The following is a 21,792-nucleotide window of genomic DNA, read 5'->3' on the forward strand; positions in this document are numbered from 1 at the left end:
CGTACGGGCGGGCGTGCCGTCTACTCCGTCCGCAGAGCCACCGCCGTACGGGTCCTGGCGGCCCAGCCCGCGGGCAGCAGGGCGCCCAGGGCGGCGATGACGAGGCCGCCGAGGACGAGCGGGAGCAGCCCGGCCGGGGGATAGACCGCGAGCACGGAGTCGGGGAGGCGCAGTCCCACGCTCCCGCCCATCGCGGGCAGGACCCGGCGGTGCAGGGCGATGCCGAGCGGTACGCCGAGGCAGCCTGCTGCGAGGCCCGTGACGGTGACCGAGGTGAGGACCATGGCGACGGTCTGGCGGGGCGTCATGCCGAGGGCCTTGTGGACGCCGATCTCCCGGACGCGCTCGCGGGTGTCGAGGAGCACCCCGTTGAGCACGCCGAGCGCGGCGACGGCGACGAGCATCAGCGTGAGGATCGCGGACAGGGCGTTGAGCGTGGCGACCATGTCGCCGCCCGCGCCGAGCCCGCCCGCCCTGGCCGTGGCGCCCAGGGGCCGCAGGGTCCTGTCGAGCGCGTCGGCATAGGCGTGCGCGTCGGTGCCCCGGGCGACCGCGATGTGGTGGCTGGTCTCCGTCAGGTCCGGGTGGGCCGCCTTGAGGGTCGCCGCGTCCGTGAAGACCTGCATGCCGTCGTTGCGCGGGTCCAGGACCTCGCCGACGATCCGTACGGTGACGGGTGCGCCCAGGCCGCCGAGGGTGAGCGTGTCACCGATGCGGGTGCCGGTGGCGGTGAGGAACGGGGACGGGACGGCGGCCTCGCCCGGCCGGGCGATCCAGCGGCCGGCGACCATGGTGTAGCCGCCCCAGGAGGCGTCACCGGTGAAGGCGACGACGTCGGTGGTGCCGGTGAGCCCGTCCAGGGTGGCGCGGACCGTGGTGGCGCTGTAGTGCTTGTCGGTGCCCGGGGCCGCCTCGATCGCCGCCGCGACGGCCGCCGGGTCGGCCGGGTCCTGCCGCGCGGGGCGTTGGGCGCCCGGGGGCCCGAAGTCCGGGAGGGGCGCGGGCACGACGACATCGGCGGCGTCGTGTGCCTTGGCCTTCATCACCTCGCCGAGCGAGGCGGCCATCCCCACGGTGAACGTGACGGCGACGGTGCCGAAGAGGATCGCGGCGCCCATGGCCAGCGCGCGGGCGGGCCGGGCGAACGGCCGGACCAGGCCGAGCGCGACGGACTGCGGCAGCGGCAGGCGTCCGGCGATCCGGGCCGCCCACCGGCCGCGCGCCGCCGAGGCGTTGCGTCCCACGGCGAGCGCGTCGACCGTACGCAGCCGGCCCGCCCGCCGGGCGGCGGCCCAGGCGGTCGCCGAGACGAGGCCGAGCGCCCCGGCGATCACCGCCGCATCGACCCAGGGCGCGACGGCCAGGGATGAGGTGCCGTACGCCTCTTCGGTCTCGGCCATCACGGGGACGGCGAGCAGGTGTCCCGCGACGATGCCGAGGACGGTCCCGGCGGACGCGGGGATCAGTGCCTGGCCCACGTACGCCCGTACGACCTGGGCGGGGGTGAAGCCGACGGCCTTGAGGATGCCGATGCGGCGTGTCCCGGTACCGACGGCCGAGGCGACGACGTTGCCGACGGTGAGGACCGACATGACCAGGCCCAGGGCGCCGAATGCGAGGACGAAGGGAACGTAGAGGGCGGTGTCCTGCTCGGCGTTCCTCCTGACGGTCAGCCAGGACTGCTCGCCGGTGGCGGCCTCGGTGGGCAGGGATGCCTTGACGCTGCCGGCGCCTGCGGAGATCCGCTCGGCGGTGTCCGCCTCGGTGAAGCGGTAGAGCATCTGGTAGCCGCCGTCGCCGGGCGGCGTCAGGGCCGTCATCTGGGCGGGGACCACCCAGGCGTCGGAGGTGCCGGTGACCGAGCGGGCGACACCGACGACGGTCAGCGCGGGCTCGCCGGCCGGGCCGGTGAAGCGGATCTCCTTGCCCAGGACGGGGAAGAGGGAGGAGCCCGCGGAGAGGACGATCTCGCCGGGGCGCGCGGCCCAGCGGCCCTCGGTCAGGACCACCTCGTCCACGTCGCCGCCCGGGTCCGCCCGGCCCGTCACGGTGAGGGGCCAGCCGGGGCCGGTGGCGTCGGCGCGCGGGGTGACCGTCGCCGTGCGGAAGGGGCCCGCAGCCGCCCGTACGCCTTCGGTGTGCGCGGTCTCCGCCAGCCGCGCGGCGCTCACTTCGTCCGCGTCGAACCGCACGGACAGGTGGGCGCCGTGCTGTCGGGCGAACGCGTCGTCGAAGGGGGCGCCGGAGACCACGAGCAGCGATCCGGCGAGTACGGACGCGGCCACGGCCATCATCGTGGCGAGTCCGACGACCAGCGTCTGGACGCGGCGCCGCGCCACTCCGGAACCCACCACCCGGCCGAGCGCGCTCATCGGACGGCCTCCGGGGCGACGGACCGCGACGGCAGGTCGTGAGTGATGCGGCCGTCGGCGATGCGGATGGTGCGGTGGGTGCAGGAGCGGGCGAGCGCGAGGTCGTGGGTGACGAGGACGACGGTCTGGCCCTCGGCGTTGAGCTCGGTGAGCAGTCGGCTGACATCCTGTCCGGCGGCGGTGTCCAGGGCTCCGGTCGGCTCGTCGGCCAGGAGCAGCGCCGGTCGGTTCATCAGGGCCCGGGCCACGGCTACGCGCTGGCGCTGGCCGCCGGAGAGCCGGCCGGGGTGAGCGCGGGCGTGGCGGTCGACGCCGAGCCGTTGGAGGAGTTCGGCGGCGCGGCGGGCCGCCTCGCCCCGGGGCAGGCCCGCGAGGCGGGCGGGCAGCGCGACGTTGTCGGCGACGGTCAGGTCGTCCAGCAGGTGGAAGAACTGGAAGACCATGCCGATCCGGGCGCGCCGGTACAGCGCGGACGCGGCCTCGCCCAGCTGGTCTACGCGCACGCCGTCGACGGTGACCGTGCCGGTGTCGGGGCGGTCGAGGCCGGCGAGGAGGTTGAGGAGCGTCGACTTGCCGCTGCCGGACGGGCCGAGGATCGCGACGGCCTCCCCCGGCAGCACGGTCAGCGACGCCTCGTGCAGGGCGGGCGGGCCGTCGTCGTAGCGACGGCTCACCTCGCGCAGTTCGATCAGCGGGGTGGTCATGGCGGTGCTCCTCGTGATGTGCCGTTCGGTGGTGTGAACGCTAGGAGCGGACCGGGCCCGCGCGCGTCGGCCGCCCGGCCCCTTTCACGGTCCGGCGCCGGGATGAGCGGCGCGCCTGTCGTCCTTGCGATGTAGGCGGGCGGCGTACGTACCGTCGCCGGAATGGGTACGGGGGCGGACTCCCCGGGGTCCGCGCCGCCGGGACAATGAAGCGGTGACGGATGTACGTACGAAGCTGGGCCGGATGTGGGAGGACGCGGTCCGGGCGGGCGGTCCGCCGCCCCGCCCCACCGCGCGCGCCCGGCGGTTCGACGTGCTGGTGGGGCTGGTCCTGGGCGTCGCCACCGTGTACTACGGCGTGGACAACGCGGACAACGTGGTGGTGCGGGTGGTCGGTGGCACGGCCTACGCCTTGGAACGCCCGTCCGGCACGGGCGGGATGGCCTTCATGGTGGCGCTCGCGGCCGTCGCCTCGGGCGCCCTGGTGCTGCGCCGCCGCTGCCCGCTGGCCGTGCTGTGCGTGGTGACGGCCGCGACGCTGGCGACCCCGCAGAGCGTGATGCGCCTGACGTTCTACGCGTTCGTGATCGCGGTGTACAGCGCGGCCGTGTACAGCCCGCACCGGGTGGCGACGCTCGTGGCGCTGCCGGTGTCGGTGGTGCTGGTGGGGACTTCCGGGAATTCGGTGACGCCGATCGTCCCCAACGAGTACATCGCGCTGCTGATCCTGATTCCGATGGCCGTGGCCGCCGTGGGTCTGCGGACGTGGAAGCTGCGCTCCGACGAGGGGCGGGCGCGGCTGTCCGTCCTGGAGCGCGAGCAGGAGGAGGCGCTGCGCCGCGCCGTGGAGCAGGAACGGGCCCGGATCGCCCGCGAGTTGCACGACGTCGTCACGCACAACGTCAGCGTGATGATCATCCAGGCCGGTGCCGCCCGCACGATCATGAAGTCGTCGCCCGAGCTGGCCGGTGAGGCACTGCTCGCAGTGGAGGCGGGCGGCCGGGCGGCGATGACCGAACTCCGGCATGTGATGGGCCTGCTGACCGCGACCGCGGAGGGCGGGGAGGCGGACTCCGATGCGGTGGTGCCGGCGCCGCAGCCCGGGCTCGACCAGCTGGAGGTGCTGGTGGGGCGGGTCCGGGACGCCGGGCTGCCGGTCGGACTCACGGTGACGGGGCGGGCCCGCCCGCTGCCGCCCGGGATCGAACTCGCCGCGTACCGGGTCGTCCAGGAGGCCCTGACGAACACGGTGAAGCACGCGTCCGGCGCGTCGGCGGCCGTGTCCGTCGCGTACGGGCCCCGCAGGCTGCGGGTGGACGTCACCGATACGGGCGGGCGCCCGGGTGCGGGAACCGGGAGCGGCCGGGGCCTGATCGGACTGCGTGAGCGCCTGGCCGTGCACGACGGCACCCTGAGCACCGGGCCGATGCCGGGCGGCGGTTACCGTGTGGAGGCCCTGATCCCCCTGGAGACCCTGTGACCGAGCCACCGCGTGTACTCATCGCCGACGACCAGACCCTGGTACGCACCGGCTTCCGGCTGATCCTCGGCGCGGACGGCATCGAGGTCGTCGCCGAGGCCACGAACGGGGCGGAGGCGGTCGACGCGGTACGCCGCACCCGGCCGGACGTGGTGCTGATGGATGTCAGGATGCCCGAGATGGACGGCCTGGAGGCCACCCGCCGCATCCTCACGGGGGACGCCGGGCAGCCCCGCGTCATCATCCTGACCACCTTCGACCTCGACCGCTACGTGTACGCGGCCCTGTCGGCCGGAGCCAGCGGCTTCCTGCTCAAGGACGTCACGCCGGAGCAGCTGACGGCGGCGGTGCGCACCGTCCGTACCGGTGACGCCCTCCTGGCCCCGGCCATCACCCGCCGCCTCGTGCAGCGGTTCACGCGGCGGGGCGGCGACACGGCCGCCCCGCACCGCGACCTCGCCGCGCTCACCCCGCGCGAGCTGGAGGTCCTGGGCCTGCTCGCCCGGGGCCTGAGCAACGCGGAACTCGCGGCGCGCCTCCACCTGGCCGAGACGACCGTGAAGACGCACGTCGCCCGCATCCTCGCCAAACTCGGCCTGCGGGACCGGGTCCAGGCGGTCATCGCCGCGTACGAGACAGGGCTGATCAGCGTGGGCGAGCCGGACGGGGACGACGGGGACCGGGAGGCCGGACCGGAGGCGCGGACCACGTCACCCTGGGCGCCGCCGCCTGCGCCTCGGCAGAAGTCCGGCACCGGCTCACACGCCGAACACCCAGAGCGCGAGCCTCAGCAGGACCAGGGCCGCGAGGAATGTCGCGGCTCGTAGCGAGGGGTTCGGCGCTCCTCGGCGCAGCAAGCGGATCCCGCTCCAGAGCGCGTATCCGGCCACGCAGGCCGAGATGACCAGGATGATGTACTGGAGGCCCGCACCCGCCCTGCGTTCGGCGCACACGCTGAGGATGACGTAGGCCACGATCGCCTGGGGCAGCCCCAGCAGCCAGACCATGAGCACCGCGCGGGCCGTGTCCTCGGGCCGGACCCGGGCCGCGGCCGGCCGGGACGGCAGCGGAACGGAACGGGATGCCGCTCGCCCGCGCGCCCCCGGGTCGATCGCGGACACGGACGGGGCCGTTGCCCTGGCCCCAGGATTCTCGGCCGGGCGTGGCGGCACCCGGAGTGCCGCGTCGAGCCGCGCCCGGAAGTCGGCGTCGGCACGCAGGTCGTCGGCGAGCACGGAGGCCACGATGGCCGCCGAGCCCTCACCGGGTTGTTCGTGCAGCCGCTTCAGCGCGGACGCCCCGAGGTCGCTGCGGCCCAGTCGGCCCCACACCAGCTCCTGGACGGCGGACTTGCGGCCGCTCGCGGCCTGCTCACCCCCGGTCATCACCCGCACCGCCGCACCGGCCAACTCCGAAGCGTCCACGGACAGTTCCTCCCCAGTGAGCTTCTGTTGCCGCGAGCCTACGCGGTGGGCCGGACCGGCGCCCAGGCTCCGGCCGCGCCTCTCAGGCGGTGTCCAGCATCACCGGGCCCCAGGGGGCCGCACCCGAGCCCTCCGCCCAGGCCGCGAGAGCGGTGCCGTCCACGCAGCGGATGCCGCACGCCTCCGCGTACTCCAGGGCGGGCGCGGTGAATTCGCTGGTCGTCACCACGGCGGCGAGCTGCGCACCGTGGACGGTCCAGCAGGTGCCGCCGAAGCGCTGGAGGTCCTGGGAGCCCACCTTGTGCTCGGGGCCGTACTGCTTGCACTGCACGACGACGCGGCGGCCGTCCGGGGCCGTGGCGAGGACGTCTGCGCCCAAGTCACCTGCTCCGCCCACCACTTCGACCTCTCGGCAGCCGTCCCGCTCGCACAGATCGGCCACGGCGGCCTCGAAGCCGTCGGGGTCGAGGGCGGCGAAGTCCGGGACCGGCGGCGGCATGACGGCGGTGAGGCCGTCCCGGACATCGGTAGGGGCAGGCAGGACGTCGAAGACAGCCGGAGGACCGGGGATCATCTCCTCCGGGGGCGGCCCCATGCCCGCGCGGGCCGCCCGGCGCAGCTCACGGGCCCGGGGCATGGCCCGGAACAGGATGTAGAGCACGGGCAGGGCGAGCAGCGCCAGCAGGACGGCGATGACCGGATGGGCGCCGGCCCAGTGCGCGAAGCGGACGAACAGCAGGATGGCGGCGCCGATCACGGCACCCGCGAGGGCGAGGGTCAGCAGGGGGCTCCGCAGCGCGCCCGTGGCGCGGGGGCGGGGTGTGACGCCTCTCGTTCTGCGTATCGGCACGGGCGTCTCCTTCGGCGGGTCGCGAATGTCGTCGCCCGCCATGTGCCCAGAACAGCGCGTTCCATGATCAGCGAGCGGCGTCCGCCTCAGCCGGCCGGAACCGGTCGTGGATCTCGGGGCGCCGGTCGAAGCCCGCCGACACATAGGCGGCGACGCCCCCGGTGTTGGAGCTCGGGGTGCAGACGAGCGCGCTCGACGCGCCGAGCTCCCGGAGCGCGGCCGCCGCGGCCAGGGTGATCGCCCTGCCGTGGCCCCGGCGGCGGTGGTCCCCGTGCACTCCCATCGGTTCGAGGAGCCCCGGCCGGCCCGGGCCGGCGGACCATACCGTCACCGTCGCCACCGCCTCGCCCCGCTCGTCGCGCCCGAGCAGGCAGCGGGCTTCGGTGAACAGCGGCCCGGCCGCCATCGCACGCCACCCCGCGTCCGTGAACCGCGAGCCCGGGAACGCCGAGCGGTGGACGGCGGCGACGAGGTGGGCCAGGTCGGGGCCGGTGGTCTCGAGGGCCAGGTCCGATGGGGGCACCGGCGCGGTCAGGTCGCGGCGCAGCGGCGTCCACGGCTCGTCGATTCCCCAGCCCCGCTCCCCCAGCACCTCCCGGACCAGCGCGTCCTGCGGTGCTTCCACGGCCGCCCGGCCTTCCGGCAGCACCCCGTGACCGGGAACGCACACGTCGTCGGCCACCCGTCGCGCGAGGTCTTCGTCCCGGCGGGCGTCCGGCGCGGTCGTCAGCCGGACCAGGCCGGGGCCGTCGAGCAGCCCGACGGCGAGGATCCGCCCGGCCCGGCTCCACGTCCTGACCGCTTCGGCGGTGGCCCGGGGGCCGTTCCGCACGTACCAGCCGAGGTCGCCCGGGTGCAGTTGCATCGGTGCGCCTTCGGTCTGCCAGTCCCGCAGCGCGTCCGCCGCCACGGTCAGTCCCTCGGTGTCGGGTGTGGCGAGTGCGATCGTCATGCCTTCGATCCCACACCACCGCGCGGCCGGACCGCATCCGGTTTCCGGCCCGGAGCCCCTCTTCGGTACCTCGGTCCAGTGGCACGCCCGCCTGCGCGGCGGGGAGTTCACCGCAGCCGTACGGGGAGAGCCGGGTCCTGGCTCTCCCCGGGATGAGGCGGGCGCCGACCGGCATCATCAGCCCCCCGCCACCAACGGCCGGGCGGGCGCGCGAGCACGAGGGCGTCCTCCAGCGCCATCGGGCCACCCCGGCCGACGCCGGCACGGTCGTCGTGACGGCCCGTCACCGTGTTCAGCGCGCCGCACCGCAGCTGCGCCCGGGGCGCTACGAGGTCTGGGACAGCGGCTTGGCGATGTCCTCCAGGGAGCGCTGCTCCGCGTCGACCGCGAGGAAGGCGGCGACCAGGCCGGCCGCGCACATCAGGCCCGCGCCGATGGAGAACGCGAGGGCGGTGTCACCGGGGACACCCGACTCTGTGAGGTCGGCGAAGATCAGGGGGCCACTGATCCCGCCGGCCGCGGTGCCGATCGCGTAGAAGAAGGCGATGGCCATCGCACGGGTCTCCATGGGGAACACCTCGGAGACCGTGAGGTACGCGCTGCTCGCGCCGGCCGACGCGAAGAACAGCACCACGCACCAGCACGCGGTGAGGGTGTTGGCGGTCAGCGAGCCGCGGTCGAACAGCCAGGCCGTGATGAAGAGCAGGATGCCCGGCAGGATGTACGTGGTGGCGATCATGATGCGCCGTCCGATGGTGTCGAACAGCTTGCCCAGCACGAGCGGGCCGATGAAGTTGCCCGCCGCGATCACCGCGAAGTAGTAGCCGGTGTGCCCGCTCTGCACGTCGTAGAACGTCGTCAGGATCGCGCCGAACCCGAAGGTGATCGCGTTGTAGAGGAACGCCTGCCCGATGAAGAGGGAGAGGCCGAGCACCGCGCGCTTGGGGTAGCTGTGGAAGACGGTCTTGGCAATGAGCCCGAAGCCGATGCTCTTGCGCTGGTGGATGGTGATCTCTCCGGCCGGCGGCGGCAGCTTCTCGTGCTTCTCCGCCTCGACCTCCCGCTCGACGGAGTCGACCAGTTCGTCGGCCTCTTCGCCGTGCCCGTGGATGAACTGCCACCGAGGGCTCTCCGGGACGTGCCGGCGTACGAGGAGGATCACCAGGCCCAGGACGACGCCGAGCGCGAAGGTGAGGCGCCAGCCCAGGTCCTTGGGGAAGATGTCCGTGTCCAGCATGACGATCGACAGAAGCGCGCCGCCGACCGCGCCCAGCCAGTAGCTGCCGTTGATGATGAGGTCGACGCGGCCCCGGTACTTCGAGGGGATGAGCTCGTCGATGGCCGAGTTGATCGCCGCGTACTCGCCACCGATACCGAAGCCGGTGAGGAAGCGGAAGAGGAAGAACCACCAGGCGCTGAACGACAGTGCGGTCATGGCGGTCGCGGCGAGGTAGACCGCGAGCGTCACCATGAAGAGCTTCTTGCGGCCGTAGCGGTCGGTGAGCCAGCCGAAGAACAGCGCTCCCGTGCAGGCCCCCGCCACATAGAGGGCCGCGGCCAGCCCGGTGACCTGGGCGGACGTGATGTCCAGGCCGGACCCGTCCTCCGAGAGCCGGCCCGCGATGTTGCCGACCGTCGTGACTTCGAGGCCGTCGAGGATCCATACGGTGCCGAGGCCGATGACGATCATCCAGTGCCAGCGCGACCACGGCAGCCGGTCGAGTCTGGCGGGTACGGCGGTGGTGACGGTGCCGACTCCGGAGTCGCCGGGCGCCGCCGCCTCGTCGCGCCGGTCACGCCCTCCCCCGGGCGGGCGATGTTCCCTGTCTCCGGGTCCCTCCGATGCGGCGGGGGTCGTCACGGCAGCTACCTCCTCGTCCGGGCGGGTGCGTCCTGCGGAGCCGCAGAGCATCCAATATCCGCCAGTTGCCCCGGCGCCGCCGCCGCACACGCGGCGACTGCGCCACATGGGCCCCGCGCATGGCCCACTGACGGTGTGTCGGGGAACGGTCCACCCGTTCGCAGCAGGTGCGGGAATAGTGCGTGCCGTGCGCTGTTGTCCTCGGCATGACTTCTGAGAAGCGTGAGACGTTCGGCCGGGTCGGCATCTGGAACGGCGGCCTGCACGTGTCGCGGGTGGACACCGACGGGAAGAAGGCGGTCGCGGAGGCGGCCGCCGAGATCGAGGAGCTGGGTTACGGGACGCTGTGGCTCGGCGGCAGCCCCTCGCCCGATGACGCCGCCGCGCTCGTCGACGCCACCCGGACCATCACCGTCGCGACCGGCATCCTGAGCATCTGGAACCACACCGCCGAGGAGGTGGCGGCCCGGATCGCCGCCATCGACGCGAGCGCCCGGGGCCGCTTCGTCCTCGGCCTGGGGGTCAGCCACGACGCGCTGGTCCCCCAGTACGCGAAGCCCTACAGCGCGATGGTGGACTACCTCGACGCGCTGGACGCCGCCGACCCGTCCGTGGGCTCCGGGCACCGGCTGCTGGCGGCGCTCGGCCCCAAGATGCTGAAGCTGGCGTCCGACCGGTCGCTCGGCGCGCACCCCTACCTCGTCAGCGCCGCGCACACCGCGGAGGCGCGGCAGGCGCTCGGCCCGGACGCGCTGCTGGCGCCCGAGCTGTCCGTGGTGCTCGACACCGACCTCGACCGGGCCCGGGACACGGCGCGCGGGATGCTGGCGATGTACCTCAAGCTGCCGAACTACACCGGGAACCTGCTGCGCCTCGGCTTCACGGAGGGCGACTTCGACGGCGGCGGCAGCGCGCGCCTGCTGGACGCCCTGTTCGCGCTGGGCGACGCCGAGCGGGTGAAGGCGCGGACGCGCGAGTACGTGGAGGCGGGCGCGGACCACGTGGCGCTCCAGGTGGTCACCGCGGACGAGAGCCGGAAGGCGCTGCCGCTGGCCGAGTACCGCGAGCTGGCCGACGCGTTCGGCGACGAGCTGTAACGAAGGGCGTCCGAGCCCCGGTCCGCGACCGCGCGGACCGGGGCTCTTGCGTGCGCGGAGCCTTCCTCGTACATTATGAACATGTTCGGTGAACACGTTCACTCAACCCGTGCGGAGCAGAAGCGGCGGACCACGGCCCGCATCGTCGGGGCCGCCGCCCGGCTCTTCCACGAGCGGGGCTTCCAGAGCACGACGGTGCGTCAGATCGCGGCGGAGGCCGGGGTCTCGGTGGGCGCGGTCATGGCGGTCGGTGACAAGGAGTCGCTGCTGAGCCAGGTGTACGACCAGGCCATCGCCGACCGCATCCCGGCCCCGCCCCAACCGGCGACAACAGGCGCCGCACCGCCCGCCGTCGACTATCTGGCGCACTACTTCGACCCGTTCCTGGCCCTGTTCGCCGAGAACGACGATCTGGCCCGCGCGTACTTCCGGACCCTGGTCCGGGGCCGACCGGAGAACGCCGCCCTGGGCGCACTCCGCGCGCTCTCCGAGGACAACCTGGCAGCCGCGATGGTGAACGACGGGATGGACGAGGCGCGCGCCCGGCTCGGGGCGCAGGTGATGTTCGCCGGCTATCTCGGCGAACTGATGCTGCTCGCCGCCGGAACGACCGAACCCCAGCAGACCGCGGCGAGGCTCGGAACCATCGCCGCCTTCGTCACCGCGCAGGAAGGGAACTGACCCATGTCGCTCCTCGAACTCCCCTCCCCCGTATGGCCGGTGGTGGTGTTGCTCGTCATCCAGGCCGGCGACGCGGCGATGATGCTGCGCCCGCCGAAGTTCATCGTGGACTGCCTGGAGGGCGTACTGCTTCCGCGCGAGTGGTGGTGGGTCCTGACCACCGCCAAGACCGCTTCGGTCGCGGGTCTCGTCGTCGGACTCCGGGTGCCCGGCGTCGCCATGACGACGACGGCGGCGATCGTGGTCTACTTCCTCGCCGCCGCCGTCGCGCACATTCGCGCACGTGCGCTGAACATGACGTTCTGGGTGAACTGCCTGGGCATGCTGGTGGTTTCGCTGGCGGTGCTCGTGGGGTGCTTCGTACGGGTGTGAGCCGGCCCGTCGCCGCGGTGCGCGGGTGCACCACGGCGACGGACCCGTCGGTCAGGTGGTGTAGTCGGCGTTGACGCGGATGTATCCGGCGGACAAGTCACAGCCGTACACCGTCGATTCGCCCTCTCCGATGCCGAGCGTGACCGCGATGTCCACCTCGTCCCGTCGCATGAGGTCCACGAGCTTGCCCAGGGTGTCCGCCTCGGGCTCCTCGGGATACACCTCGATGTCACCGAACCTCACGGTGACACGGGCCGGGACGATGTCGGTGTCGTCCGTGTTCTTGCCGATGGCCATGAGCACCCGCCCCCAGTTGGGGTCCGCGCCGTGGACGGCGGTCTTGACCAGGGGCGAGTTCACCACGCTCTTGGCGACGCGCTTGGCCTGCGCGTGGTCGCGGGCGCCGTCCACGGTGACGCGCAGAAGCTTGGTGGCCCCTTCGCCGTCGCTCGCCAGTTGCAGGGTGAGATCCAGACAGAGATCGGCCAGCGCCTCGGCGAACGGCGCGGGGTCGACCGGCCCGGCCGCCCCGTTGGCGATGACGGCCACGGTGTCGGAGGTGGAGGTGTCGGTGTCGACGCTCAGACAGTTGAACGTACGGCCCACGGCTCCGCGCAGCGCGGCGTCCAGCTCGGCCGGTGACAGCCCGGCGTCGGTGAACACGTAGGCCAGCATCGTGGCCATGTTGGGCTCCAGCATGCCGACGCCCTTCGCCACGCCCACGATGCGCGCCCGGCCGACGGTGCGGGAGGCTGTTTTGGGGCGGGTGTCGGTGGTCATCATCGCGCGGGCCACGTCCTGGGGCGCGGCCGTGAACGCGGCGGGGCCCCGCTCGGCGGCCCTGTCGAAGTGCGGGAGGATCGTGGACATCGGCAGGGGGCGGCCGATGACGCCCGTGGAGCCGATGAGCACTTCGCCCTCGGGGACACCGAGGATTCCGGCCACGCGCCGGACGACCTCGGCGGCGTTCTCCTCGCCCCGGCGCCCGGTCGCGACGTTGGCGTTCTGCGCCAGGGTGGTGACGGCGCGGAGGCTGCGCCCCGCGGCGTGCCTGCGACTGAGCAGCACGGCCGGACCAGCGAAGAGGCTCTGCGTGAACACGGCGGCGCTGGTCGCGGGCCGGTCCGAGGCGACGATCGAGATGTCGTCCCCGAAGTCGCGCAACCCGCCATGACCGGTGTACCCGCGAAAGCCGGTGGGCCAGGTCGGCTGATCATTCGTCAACAATGCATGTTCATGCGTCATGTGGAATATTCTTGCAGCATGGAGAGTGGCGCGTCCAGCCCGTTTCCCGGCCGGGCGACCCACGCGGCGGCACCCTCCCCGCGCTCCGCGCGACCAGGTGCGACCGCCCGGACCGGCGCCTCCTGGCGCGTTCAACATGTGAACGCCGCACGCCCATTGACATGCTCATTGCTCTATCGCTTTTATTGCGCCAGATGGGAGCGCTCCCACTCCGTCTCGTGCCCCGCACCGCGCCTCCGAGAGAGGAACCAGCACCGTGCTTCACCCTCTCCGCACCTTCCGAAGAGCCGCCCGAACCGTCGCCGTCGCCGCGGCGGCCCTGCTCCTGCCCCTCGCCGGCGCCCACACGGCATCGGCCGACGCGACCGCCACGGCCGCCGCCGGCTCCGGCTACTGGCACACCAGCGGGCGGCAGATCCTGGACGCGAGCAACCAGCCGGTCCGCATCGCCGGCATCAACTGGTTCGGCTTCGAAACCGCCAACTACGTGCCGCACGGACTCTGGTCCCGCGACTACAAGAGCATGATCGACCAGATGCGGTCGCTGGGTTACAACACCATCCGGCTGCCCTACAGCGACGACATCTTCACCGGCACCGAACCGGCGAGCATCAACTACTCGGCCGGGATGAACTCCGATCTGGCGGGCCTCGACTCGCTCCAGGTGATGGACCGCATCGTGGACCACGCGGGCAGCGTCGGCATGAAGGTCATCCTGGACCGGCACCGCCCGGACTCGGCGGGCCAGTCCGCGCTCTGGTACACCTCGGCCGTCCCCGAGTCCACGTGGCTCGCCAACCTCAAGTCCCTCGCCGCCCGGTACGCGGGCAAGGACGCGGTGGTCGGCATCGACCTGCACAACGAGCCGCACGACCCGGCCTGCTGGGGCTGCGGTGACACCACGAAGGACTGGCGGCTCGCGGCGCAGCGCGGCGGGAACGCCGTACTGTCCGCCAACCCGAACCTGCTGATCTTCGTGGAGGGCGTGCAGACCTTCGACGGGGTGTCCGGCTGGTGGGGCGGCAACCTCATGGGCGTCGGGCAGTATCCGGTGGAGCTGAGCGTGCCGCACAAGGTGGTGTACTCGGCGCACGACTACGCCACCAGCGTCGCCCAGCAGCCCTGGTTCACCGACTCCTCGTTCCCGGCCAACATGCCCGGCGTCTGGGACAAGTACTGGGGCTACATCTTCAAGCAGAACATCGCCCCGGTGTGGGTCGGCGAGTTCGGCACGACGCTCCAGTCCACCACCGACCAGAAGTGGCTGAAGGCCCTCGCCGACTATCTGCGGCCCACCAGCCAGTACGGGGGCGACAGCTTCTCGTGGACCTTCTGGTCCTGGAACCCGAACTCCGGCGACACCGGTGGCATCCTCAAGGACGACTGGACCTCGGTCGACACCGTGAAGGACGGCTACCTCGCGAGCATCAAGGCGCCCGACTTCGGCAACGGGGGCGGCAGCGGCGGCGGCGACACCCAGGCGCCCACGGCCCCGACGGGCCTCACCGTCACCGGGACCACCGGCACGTCCGTCTCCCTGTCCTGGAAGGCCGCGTCCGACGACACCGGGGTCACCGGCTACGACGTGTACCGGGGCTCCACCAAGGCCGGCACCGCCACCGGCACCACGTTCACCGACACCGGTGTGACGTCCGGCACCTCGTACACGTACACCGTCCGGGCCCGCGACGCGGCCGGCAACACCTCCGCGTCCTCCGCGTCCGTCACCGCCACCACCACGGGCTCCGGCGGCAACACCGGCTGCAAGGCGGTCTACACGGTGAACGGGGACTGGGGCAGCGGCTTCGGGGTGGACGTCACCGTGACCAACACGGGTACGGCACCGGCCACCTCGTGGAAGCTGACCTGGACCTACGGCGGCAGCCAGAAGATCACCAACATGTGGAACGCGTCCTATACACAGAGCGGCGCTTCCGTCACCGTCACCAGCACCGACTACAACGGCGCGCTCGCGGCGGGAGCGCACACCAGCTTCGGTTTCCAGGGCACACCGGCCGCCGGAGCCGTGCCGACCGTGAGCTGCACGCTGTCCTGACCGCCCGTCCGCACGAACCGCTCCGGAAGGGAGCACTGTAGCCCGCCCCTCGTGGCGGGCTACACCGCATTCGGGACACCACTTTCGAACGCGGACACGACCACCGAAATACCCGTCGAAACGCCTCGGCTAGCATGATCCCACCCCGGCGACCACCCTCATCGCCCGCACACCATGCCATGCGGCATGAAAAGCGACCTATTTGACCAAAACCCAGGACATCGGCCAGAGAATTGATATCTAGGACATCGCGGGTGTTTTCGCGAATAGACCGCCGAATACCCTTCGCCGCATGGCGTCGGCCACGAGTGATCCTCTGGACCGGGGCGGCGGTGGTGACACTCGCGTTCCTCGTCGCGCTGGAGATCGCCGCACGCCACTACGGGCTGCCGGGGCCGGTCACCACTCAGGTGCAGGAAATCGTCATCGCTCCCAAATCGGGCTTCCTGCTGTACGCCAGCATGGGTCTGATGATGGTGGTCCTCACCTGGCGCCAGCGGTTCGTCGCGCTCGGTGTGGCCGCGGGTATCGACGTCGTCATCGCCCTGATCAGGTGGATGGCCGATGTCCCGGTCGAGGAGGGCCACCCCTTCGGAAACGGTGCCCTCTGGGTGATCGTGGGCGTCACGGTCATCGCCCTGACCCGTCGCACGGGCCAGGAGCGCATGCTGCTCCTGAAGGGAGTGGGTCTGGGTCTGCTGCTGGTGGCGGGACGGAAGACCGGTGACACCTGGCTGGTCATCACGTCCAAGACCCGCCCCGAGGTGCTCGACCAGTACATGGCCAACGCCGACCACGCGCTCGGCAACCCCTCCTGGGTGGTGGGCCGCCTGGTGAACGCGACCGGCTCGGCCGGCACCCACTTCCTCAACGCCGTCTACGCGCAGCTGGCCGTCGCCGCGGTCTGTGTCGCGGTGTACCAGCTGCGCAACGTGGCGAAGGACCGCCGATTCCCCGGCCACCACCTGGTGCGCACCTTCCTGGTGATCGGTCTGCTCGGCCCGGCGATCTACATGATCTTCCCGGTGGTCGGCCCGGTCTTCGCGTTCGGCTCCGACGGCGGCCACTGGGCGGTGGCCGATATGTGGCCCGACGCCGTCGTGCCGGTCGGCACCCCGCACCACATGCCGTTCGACGAGATCACCCCGCGCAACTGCATGCCCAGCCTGCACACCGCGTGGGCCACCGCGATCTTCATCCACTCCCGCAAGGGCCCGCAGTTCCTCCGGTACGCCGGTACCTTCTGGCTCCTCGCCACGCTCGCCGCGACCCTGGGCTTCGGCTACCACTACGGCGCGGACCTCGTCGCCGGTGTGGTGTTCACGCTGACGATCGAGACGGGCATGCGCGCGCTGGAGCGGGGCTGGGACCGGCCGGCCGTGGGCCTGGTCGCCTACGGCACCGTGGTCTTCGCCGCGCTCCTGGTGTCGTACCGCTACTTGTCGCTGGAGATGGCCCACCACCCGTGGGTGTTCGGACCGTTGGTCGTCCTGTCCATGTGCTCGGTGATCTACGGGTACGTACGGATCAACCGGCGCTGGGAGCCGAAGGCCGCCCCCGTTCCGAAGCTGGAGCCGCAGCCCGAAATGGCCTGAGCCGCCGTCCACGTCCCTGGGTAACGTATGGCGACGCACCACCCCGCCGGTTCGCGAACCGGCGGGGTGGTGCCGTCAGAGACCCGAGACCCCGGCAAGGAGCGCCCCGCCGTGCACGCATTCGACCGGTTCACCGACGCGCTGGACTACCCGATGTACGTCGTGACCGCCGAGGCGGACGGGGAGCGGGCCGGCTGCCTGGTCGGCTTCGGGTCGCAGTGCTCGATGCGGCCGCCCCGGTTCATGGTGTGGCTGTCGGAGCTGAACCGGACCTGCCGGATCGCGGCCCGCGCCGACCGGCTGGCCGTCCATCTGCTCCGCCGCGACCAGGACCGGCTGGCCCGGCTCTTCGGCGGTGGAACCGGCGACCGTACGGACAAGTTCGCGCAGGTCGCCTGGCACGCCGGGCCGGGCGGGGTGCCGGTGCTGGACGAGGCACCGGCCTGGTTCGTCGGCCGCGTCGAGCAGCGTGTCGACGGCGGCGACCACATCGGGCATCTGCTCGCCCCGGAGGAGATGCACCACCCGGCGGACGAGGGTTTCCCCTTCCTGTCGGTCACCGACGCCATCGGTATTCCGCCGGGCCACCCCGTGGACTGAGCGCCGGACCGTCAGAAGTCGCCCCGCGCGGTCCGCTCGGCCAGCTTCTGGAACTCGCCGAGGTCGTAATTGGCCAGCACCTTGTCCAGGCCGGTGAGGGCGCCCAGATACTCCACGAAACCCTGCGGCTCGTACTCGATCTGGAGGGCCACCCGGCTCGACTGGTCGTCCAGCCGGTGGAAGGTGACGACCCCGGCGTGGTGAACGCCCTCGATGGTCTTCCAGGCGATCCGGTTCTCCGGGATCACCTCGGTGAGTTCGGCGACGAACTCCTTGTCGGCACCGGGGAGGGAGAGCTGCCAGGCGAACCGGCGCGCGTCCAGCGGGTCGACGCGATTGACGTGGCTCAGGAAGGAGGGCCAGCGGGCGACATCGCTCCACAGGGCCCAGCTCACGGCGACCGGGGCCTTGATATCGACGGTCTCGACGATCGAGGAAGACATGGGGACTCCTAGTCGTAGGTAGGTGCGATCGGTGCCGGCGGACAGCGCTAGGAGCGCGTGGCCAGCGTGAAGGGGTGTCCGGCGGGGTCGGAGTAGAGGCGGGTGTCGCGTGGGCCGCCGTTGTTCTTGGTGTCCAGGGGACGTGCGCCGAGGCCGACCGCTTCCCGTTCCGCCTCGTCCATGTCCTCGCGGGCGACCAGGATGCGCAGATGGGCCTGTTGCGAATCGTCGGGCCTCGGCCAGCTCGGCGGTGCGTAGCCGTGGTCCCTGCGTATGGCGAGGTGGATCCCGGCCGCGCCCACCACCTCGATGACATCGAGGTCGTCACCGGGACGGACCTCGGCGCCCAGGAGGGCGGCGTAGAAGTCCGCCAGTTCCTGCGGTTCGGCGCAGTCCAGCACCAGCAGACCCGTTTTCGGCACCGCCATGACCGTCCTCCTGTTCGCGGGTTCTCGTTCTCCGGACGCCGCTCCACGTACCCGCGCCTCCTCCGGTCACACCCGGTCACCTGCGAATTCATGGCCGCGGCTCGTTGCATGCCTGCCCGGCGGATTACGGGGCAGACGGCGGTGCACCGGAAGGCCGAAGCCTTCCCCACCGCCGAACAGGGGGAACCCATGTCTGCCACCCAGCCGGAGAGACCCGTCCGGACGACGGAGCCCCGTGCCCCCGCCGGTCCGGGCCGCTCCCCCGCCCTGACGACCGGTGTCCGCACGGCAGGGCTGCGCCTCGCCGCGCTCACCGTGTGCCAGGCCGCTCTGATGGTGGGACTCGGGCTCCTGATCACGGGGCCCGCGCACTCGATCTGGCCCCTGAGCGTCGAGGACGAGGTCAATGAGGGGTTCGAGCGCCTGCGGACCGGGCCCCTGACCGACATGTCGTTCGTCGCGTCGGAGGCGGGCAACACCCTCACCATCATCGCGATCACCGTTCTGGTCTGCCTGGGCCTGGTGGTGCTCCCCCGGCTCCCGAAGTGGCGGCAGGCCGTCTTCCTGGCCGTCGGTGTCTCGCTCCAGTCCCTGGTGTTCCTGGTCATCACCATATGCGTGGACCGCGACCGCCCCGATGTGGACCGGCTCGACGCGTCTCCGCCGACGGCGAGCTACACCTCCGGGCACACCGGCGCGGCGACGGCCCTCTACGCGGGTCTCGCCGTGCTGGCCCTCCTGCCCGGCGGGCGCACCCGGCGCAACAAGGTGCTGGCCGGGCTGCTGTTGCTCATTCCGCTCCTCGTGGGGCTCGCCCGGCTCTACCGGGGCATGCACCACCCCACCGACGTGCTCGGCGGCATGCTGAACGGCGCCCTGTCGCTCCTGGTGGCGGGCCGCACCCTGCTGGCAGAGGGCACGAGCCCGGCCCCGGTCCCGAAGAACGCGATGGAGATCGCCCAGGATGCGGCCGCCGAGCGTGCCGAGCGGATCCCCGGCCGCACGGTGGTCGTGGTCAACCCGACGGTGACGGACGAGGTGCAGCGCGAGACCCTGCGACTCGTCCTGGAACAGCACGGGCATCACGCGGCGCAGTTCATCGAGACCACCGCCGACGACCCCGGCGGCGGGCAGGCCGCGGAGGCGGTGCGCGAGGGCGCGTCGCTCATCGTGGTGTGCGGCGGCGACGGGACGATCCGGGCGGCGGCCGACCGGCTGGCCGGCACCGATGTCCCGCTGGCCGTGGTGCCGTGCGGCACGGGCAACCTGCTCGCCCGGAACCTGGGTCTGCCGGTGGCGCCCGCCGATGCGCTGGCAGCCGCGCTTTCGGGCACCGAGCGCCGGATCGACCTCGGCCGGATCGAGGGCGACGGCCTGCCCGCCACCCACTTCACCGCGATGTCCGGGGCGGGCCTGGACGCCGCCATGCTGGAGAACACCGGCAGTGCGGCGAAGGCCGCGATCGGCTGGCCCGCGTATGTGATCGCCGGGCTGCGCGGTCTGCGGGCGCCGCGCATGTCGCTGTCGTTCCAGCTGGACGACGGCCCGGTGGTCCGTCGTACGGCGCGGATGGTGCTGCTCGCCAATATCGGGGACGTACAGGGCGGGGCCACGCTCGTCCCGTCCGCCGAGCCCGACGACGGGCTCCTGGATCTCGCGGTGTTCGACCCGCACGGCCCGGGCGGCTGGCTGCGCGCCGTCGGGGCGGTGCTGCGCGGGCGTCCGAAGGCGGGCGGCTCCGCCGGCACACCCGTGGAGTACTTCACCTTCCGCCGCGCCGAACTCCGTTTTGCCACAGCGCAGTCGAGGGAGCTGGACGGCGACCCGGTCGACCGGGGCCGCCGGCTCGTCGCCGAGGTGCGTCCGGGAGCGCTGACCGTGCTCCTGCCGTCCGGGGGTGAGTGATGGGTACGGCGACGCGAGTGCCGCAGACCCGTCACATGACGGGCGACGAGCTGACGGCGGACGAGGCGCTGGCGTCGCTGCGACGCTACGGGCGCTGGCCGTTGGTGCGTGACTCGTTCGTACGGTTCCGTTACGCCGACGGCTTCAGCCACTCACGGGCACTCGCGCTGCAGACGGTCCTCGCGGTGATACCTCTGGTGATCGCCTTCGTCGGCCTGTCGGCCTCGCTGCACACCGAGAACGTGGGCAGGCTCGCGGAGTTGACGATCCATCGGATCGCGGCCGGGCCGAGCGCCGAGGTGGTGGACGACGCGCTCGACCGCAGCCGCCGGCGCGCCGGTGAGGGGTCGCAGCTCACGCTCTGGTTCGGTCTGCTCTTCTCGCTGGTCAACGTGACGACGGCGATGTGCCAGATAGAGCGCGGGGCCAACCGTATCTACGGGGTCGAGCGCGACCGCCCCTTCCACCAGAAGTACTTCCGGGGTCTGGTGATGTCGCTGACGGCCGGCATCCCGCTGGGGCTCGGGTTCATCCTGATGGTCGTCGGCGGCGACCTCGTCGCGGCCGCCGCGACGGTCTACCACCTCAGTGACACGGCGCGGTTCACCTGGGACCTGCTGCGCTGGCCGATCGGTCTGCTGCTGGCCCTGATGTCGGCGAGCGCGATCTTCCGGCGCTCCCCGCGCCGCAACCAGCCCGGCTACACCTGGCTGGCCTTCGGCGCGGCCCTCTATCTGGTGCTGTGGACGGCGCTGACGTATCTGCTGAGCCAGTACCTCTCGCTCAGCGGCTCCTTCGACACGGTCTACGGGCCTCTGAGCGCCTTCATGTCGCTGCTGCTGTGGGCCTATCTGACCTCCATAGCCCTGTTCCTCGGGCTGTCCTTCGCGGCGCAGCTGGAGGCTGCCCGCGCCCGCCGGCCCGGGCCGATTCAAGATGATCCGGGAGCATGAATGGTTGTACGAACCACCACACGTCTGCTGCGGGAGCACCGCCGACGGGCCGCTGACCGCGCGTTCGGGATGCGCCTGCTCGGTGCTGCTGCCGTCGCGGCGGTGTGCGCGGTGCCGTTCGCACTGGTGCTGGTCCTCGTGGAGGGTCACTGGCGGCCGGTGCGGGCGGTGGACTCGGGTGCGGCCGACCGGCTGCACAGCACGGCGCTCGCGCACCCGGGCTGGACGAGTGCGCTGCGTTTTCTGTCGGACTGGGTCTGGGACCCGCTGACGCTGCGCTGTGTGGTCGCGCTGCTGACCGGCTGGCTGCTGTACCGGCGGGCCTGGCGGCTGGCGGCCTGGTCCGCCGTGACGGCGGTGGCCGGGGGGCTGACGGGCCTCCTGGTGAAGGTGGTGGTCGAGCGGGCCAGGCCGTCGCTGGAGGATCCGGTGGCGCGGGCGCCCGGCTTCTCGTTCCCGTCGGGGCACGCGATGACCGCCACGACGACGTTCGCGGTGCTGCTGCTGGTCCTGCTGCCGCTGGTGCCCCGGCGCGGCCGGGTGGTGTGCTGGGCGGTGGCGGTGCTGTCGGTGCTCGGTGTCGGCTTCACCAGGGTCGCGCTGGGTGTCCACTGGTTCAGCGATGTGGTCGGCGGCTGGCTGCTCGGGCTCGCCGTGGTGGCGTGGACCGCCTGGGCCTTCGAGGCGTGGCGCGCCGAATCCGGTCTGGGGCGCAGCGAGATGACGGAAGGTCTGGAACCCGAGCTGACGGGTACGGCCCCGGAACGCTGAGCG

At 72.3% G+C, this 21,792-nt stretch carries 19 protein-coding genes and 1 pseudogene; 11 read left to right on the forward strand and 9 right to left on the reverse strand.

The features are described 5' to 3' along the window. Window positions 1–20: 20 nt before the first annotated feature. Window positions 21–2,372, reverse strand: coding sequence for an FtsX-like permease family protein (locus ACFZAT_RS21370; protein ID WP_391265800.1), 2,352 nt, complete (start codon window positions 2,370–2,372; stop codon window positions 21–23). Continuing rightward, window positions 2,369–3,076 (reverse strand): ATP-binding cassette domain-containing protein, encoded by a 708-nt coding sequence (locus tag ACFZAT_RS21375; RefSeq protein WP_391265801.1) that lies wholly within the window; start codon window positions 3,074–3,076, stop codon window positions 2,369–2,371. Before ACFZAT_RS21375 ends, ACFZAT_RS21370 begins: the two co-directional genes overlap by 4 nt. Before the next feature lie 244 nt (window positions 3,077–3,320). Here ACFZAT_RS21375 and ACFZAT_RS21380 point away from each other — a divergent pair, with 244 nt between their 5' ends. Continuing rightward, entirely contained in the window at window positions 3,321–4,556 is a 1,236-nt protein-coding gene (locus ACFZAT_RS21380) for a histidine kinase (protein WP_391266056.1), read from the forward strand. Further along, window positions 4,553–5,236, forward strand: a pseudogene (locus ACFZAT_RS21385) (response regulator); the annotation flags it as partial. The gene ACFZAT_RS21380 and the pseudogene ACFZAT_RS21385, both read left to right, overlap by 4 nt. A 78-nt stretch (window positions 5,237–5,314) precedes the next feature. On the opposite strand, the gene ACFZAT_RS21390 reads toward ACFZAT_RS21385, so the two are convergent. The 4 genes from ACFZAT_RS21390 to ACFZAT_RS21405 all read right to left on the reverse strand — a co-directional run bounded on the left by ACFZAT_RS21390 (window position 5,315) and on the right by ACFZAT_RS21405 (window position 9,643). After that, window positions 5,315–5,980, reverse strand: a complete 666-nt coding sequence (locus ACFZAT_RS21390) for a hypothetical protein (protein WP_391265802.1) — start codon at window positions 5,978–5,980, stop codon at window positions 5,315–5,317. A gap of 82 nt (window positions 5,981–6,062) precedes the next feature. Then, a complete protein-coding gene (locus tag ACFZAT_RS21395) occupies window positions 6,063–6,830 on the reverse strand; it encodes a restriction endonuclease (protein WP_391265803.1) in 768 nt (255 codons plus the stop codon). 67 nt (window positions 6,831–6,897) lie between these two features. Then, window positions 6,898–7,782, reverse strand: coding sequence for a GNAT family N-acetyltransferase (locus tag ACFZAT_RS21400; protein ID WP_391265804.1), 885 nt, complete (start codon window positions 7,780–7,782; stop codon window positions 6,898–6,900). Window positions 7,783–8,107: 325 nt separating this feature from the next. Then, the gene (locus tag ACFZAT_RS21405) at window positions 8,108–9,643 is read right to left on the reverse strand and encodes an MFS transporter (protein WP_391265805.1); all 1,536 of its coding nucleotides are present in this window, start codon (window positions 9,641–9,643) and stop codon (window positions 8,108–8,110) included. Between the two features lie 206 nt (window positions 9,644–9,849). Here ACFZAT_RS21405 and ACFZAT_RS21410 point away from each other — a divergent pair, with 206 nt between their 5' ends. The 3 genes from ACFZAT_RS21410 to ACFZAT_RS21420 all read left to right on the forward strand — a co-directional run bounded on the left by ACFZAT_RS21410 (window position 9,850) and on the right by ACFZAT_RS21420 (window position 11,793). Further along, window positions 9,850–10,740, forward strand: a complete 891-nt coding sequence (locus ACFZAT_RS21410) for a TIGR03620 family F420-dependent LLM class oxidoreductase (protein WP_391265806.1) — start codon at window positions 9,850–9,852, stop codon at window positions 10,738–10,740. Window positions 10,741–10,821: 81 nt separating this feature from the next. Beyond that, complete coding sequence (locus ACFZAT_RS21415; protein ID WP_391265807.1) at window positions 10,822–11,421, forward strand: TetR family transcriptional regulator; 600 nt, start codon at window positions 10,822–10,824, stop codon at window positions 11,419–11,421. Window positions 11,422–11,424: 3 nt separating this feature from the next. Next, window positions 11,425–11,793 (forward strand): DoxX family protein, encoded by a 369-nt coding sequence (locus ACFZAT_RS21420; protein ID WP_391265808.1) that lies wholly within the window; start codon window positions 11,425–11,427, stop codon window positions 11,791–11,793. 51 nt (window positions 11,794–11,844) lie between these two features. Here the strand turns inward: ACFZAT_RS21420 and argJ are convergent, their stop codons facing one another. Beyond that, window positions 11,845–13,017, reverse strand: a complete 1,173-nt coding sequence (gene argJ / locus ACFZAT_RS21425) for a bifunctional glutamate N-acetyltransferase/amino-acid acetyltransferase ArgJ (protein WP_391265809.1) — start codon at window positions 13,015–13,017, stop codon at window positions 11,845–11,847. A gap of 277 nt (window positions 13,018–13,294) precedes the next feature. Between argJ and ACFZAT_RS21430 the strand changes: the two genes are divergently transcribed. From ACFZAT_RS21430 to ACFZAT_RS21440, 3 genes are all read left to right on the forward strand, one after another. Then, entirely contained in the window at window positions 13,295–15,094 is a 1,800-nt protein-coding gene (locus tag ACFZAT_RS21430) for a cellulase family glycosylhydrolase (protein ID WP_391265810.1), read from the forward strand. 311 nt (window positions 15,095–15,405) lie between these two features. Next, complete coding sequence (locus ACFZAT_RS21435) at window positions 15,406–16,689, forward strand: DUF5933 domain-containing protein (RefSeq protein WP_391266060.1); 1,284 nt, start codon at window positions 15,406–15,408, stop codon at window positions 16,687–16,689. A gap of 111 nt (window positions 16,690–16,800) precedes the next feature. Further along, window positions 16,801–17,289, forward strand: a complete 489-nt coding sequence (locus tag ACFZAT_RS21440) for a flavin reductase (protein WP_391265811.1) — start codon at window positions 16,801–16,803, stop codon at window positions 17,287–17,289. Window positions 17,290–17,300: 11 nt separating this feature from the next. Here ACFZAT_RS21440 and ACFZAT_RS21445 read toward each other — a convergent pair whose 3' ends face one another. Both ACFZAT_RS21445 and ACFZAT_RS21450 read right to left on the reverse strand, forming a co-directional pair. Continuing rightward, the gene (locus ACFZAT_RS21445; protein WP_391265812.1) at window positions 17,301–17,732 is read right to left on the reverse strand and encodes an SRPBCC family protein; all 432 of its coding nucleotides are present in this window, start codon (window positions 17,730–17,732) and stop codon (window positions 17,301–17,303) included. 47 nt (window positions 17,733–17,779) lie between these two features. Further along, window positions 17,780–18,160: a VOC family protein gene (locus ACFZAT_RS21450; protein ID WP_391265813.1), complete on the reverse strand. Its 381-nt coding sequence runs from the start codon at window positions 18,158–18,160 to the stop codon at window positions 17,780–17,782. Window positions 18,161–18,349: 189 nt separating this feature from the next. On the opposite strand from ACFZAT_RS21450, the gene ACFZAT_RS21455 reads away from it, so the two are divergent. The 3 genes from ACFZAT_RS21455 to ACFZAT_RS21465 are packed head-to-tail and all read left to right on the forward strand — an operon-like array spanning window position 18,350 to window position 21,789. Beyond that, window positions 18,350–20,065, forward strand: coding sequence for a diacylglycerol kinase family protein (locus ACFZAT_RS21455; RefSeq protein WP_391265814.1), 1,716 nt, complete (start codon window positions 18,350–18,352; stop codon window positions 20,063–20,065). Continuing rightward, window positions 20,065–21,018, forward strand: coding sequence for a YhjD/YihY/BrkB family envelope integrity protein (locus tag ACFZAT_RS21460; protein ID WP_391265815.1), 954 nt, complete (start codon window positions 20,065–20,067; stop codon window positions 21,016–21,018). Before ACFZAT_RS21455 ends, ACFZAT_RS21460 begins: the two co-directional genes overlap by 1 nt. Continuing rightward, complete coding sequence (locus ACFZAT_RS21465; protein ID WP_391265816.1) at window positions 21,019–21,789, forward strand: phosphatase PAP2 family protein; 771 nt, start codon at window positions 21,019–21,021, stop codon at window positions 21,787–21,789. The last annotated feature ends 3 nt before the right edge of the window (window positions 21,790–21,792 follow it).

The sequence above is a fragment of the Streptomyces sp. NPDC008163 genome, assembly GCF_042956885.1.
GTDB lineage: Bacteria > Actinomycetota > Actinomycetes > Streptomycetales > Streptomycetaceae > Streptomyces > Streptomyces drozdowiczii_A.

Coding starts and splice junctions, on each gene's coding strand:
- ACFZAT_RS21380 (WP_391266056.1), top strand. CDS start 3,321: ATGTGGGAGGACGCGGTCCGGGCGGGCGGTCCGCCGCCCCGCCCCACC.
- ACFZAT_RS21420 (WP_391265808.1), top strand. CDS start 11,425: ATGTCGCTCCTCGAACTCCCCTCCCCCGTATGGCCGGTGGTGGTGTTG.
- ACFZAT_RS21415 (WP_391265807.1), top strand. CDS start 10,822: ATGTTCGGTGAACACGTTCACTCAACCCGTGCGGAGCAGAAGCGGCGG.
- ACFZAT_RS21410 (WP_391265806.1), top strand. CDS start 9,850: ATGACTTCTGAGAAGCGTGAGACGTTCGGCCGGGTCGGCATCTGGAAC.
- ACFZAT_RS21460 (WP_391265815.1), top strand. CDS start 20,065: ATGGGTACGGCGACGCGAGTGCCGCAGACCCGTCACATGACGGGCGAC.
- ACFZAT_RS21445 (WP_391265812.1), bottom strand. CDS start 17,732: ATGTCTTCCTCGATCGTCGAGACCGTCGATATCAAGGCCCCGGTCGCC.
- ACFZAT_RS21370 (WP_391265800.1), bottom strand. CDS start 2,372: ATGAGCGCGCTCGGCCGGGTGGTGGGTTCCGGAGTGGCGCGGCGCCGC.
- ACFZAT_RS21455 (WP_391265814.1), top strand. CDS start 18,350: ATGTCTGCCACCCAGCCGGAGAGACCCGTCCGGACGACGGAGCCCCGT.
- ACFZAT_RS21375 (WP_391265801.1), bottom strand. CDS start 3,076: ATGACCACCCCGCTGATCGAACTGCGCGAGGTGAGCCGTCGCTACGAC.
- ACFZAT_RS21400 (WP_391265804.1), bottom strand. CDS start 7,782: ATGACGATCGCACTCGCCACACCCGACACCGAGGGACTGACCGTGGCG.
- ACFZAT_RS21465 (WP_391265816.1), top strand. CDS start 21,019: ATGGTTGTACGAACCACCACACGTCTGCTGCGGGAGCACCGCCGACGG.
- ACFZAT_RS21450 (WP_391265813.1), bottom strand. CDS start 18,160: ATGGCGGTGCCGAAAACGGGTCTGCTGGTGCTGGACTGCGCCGAACCG.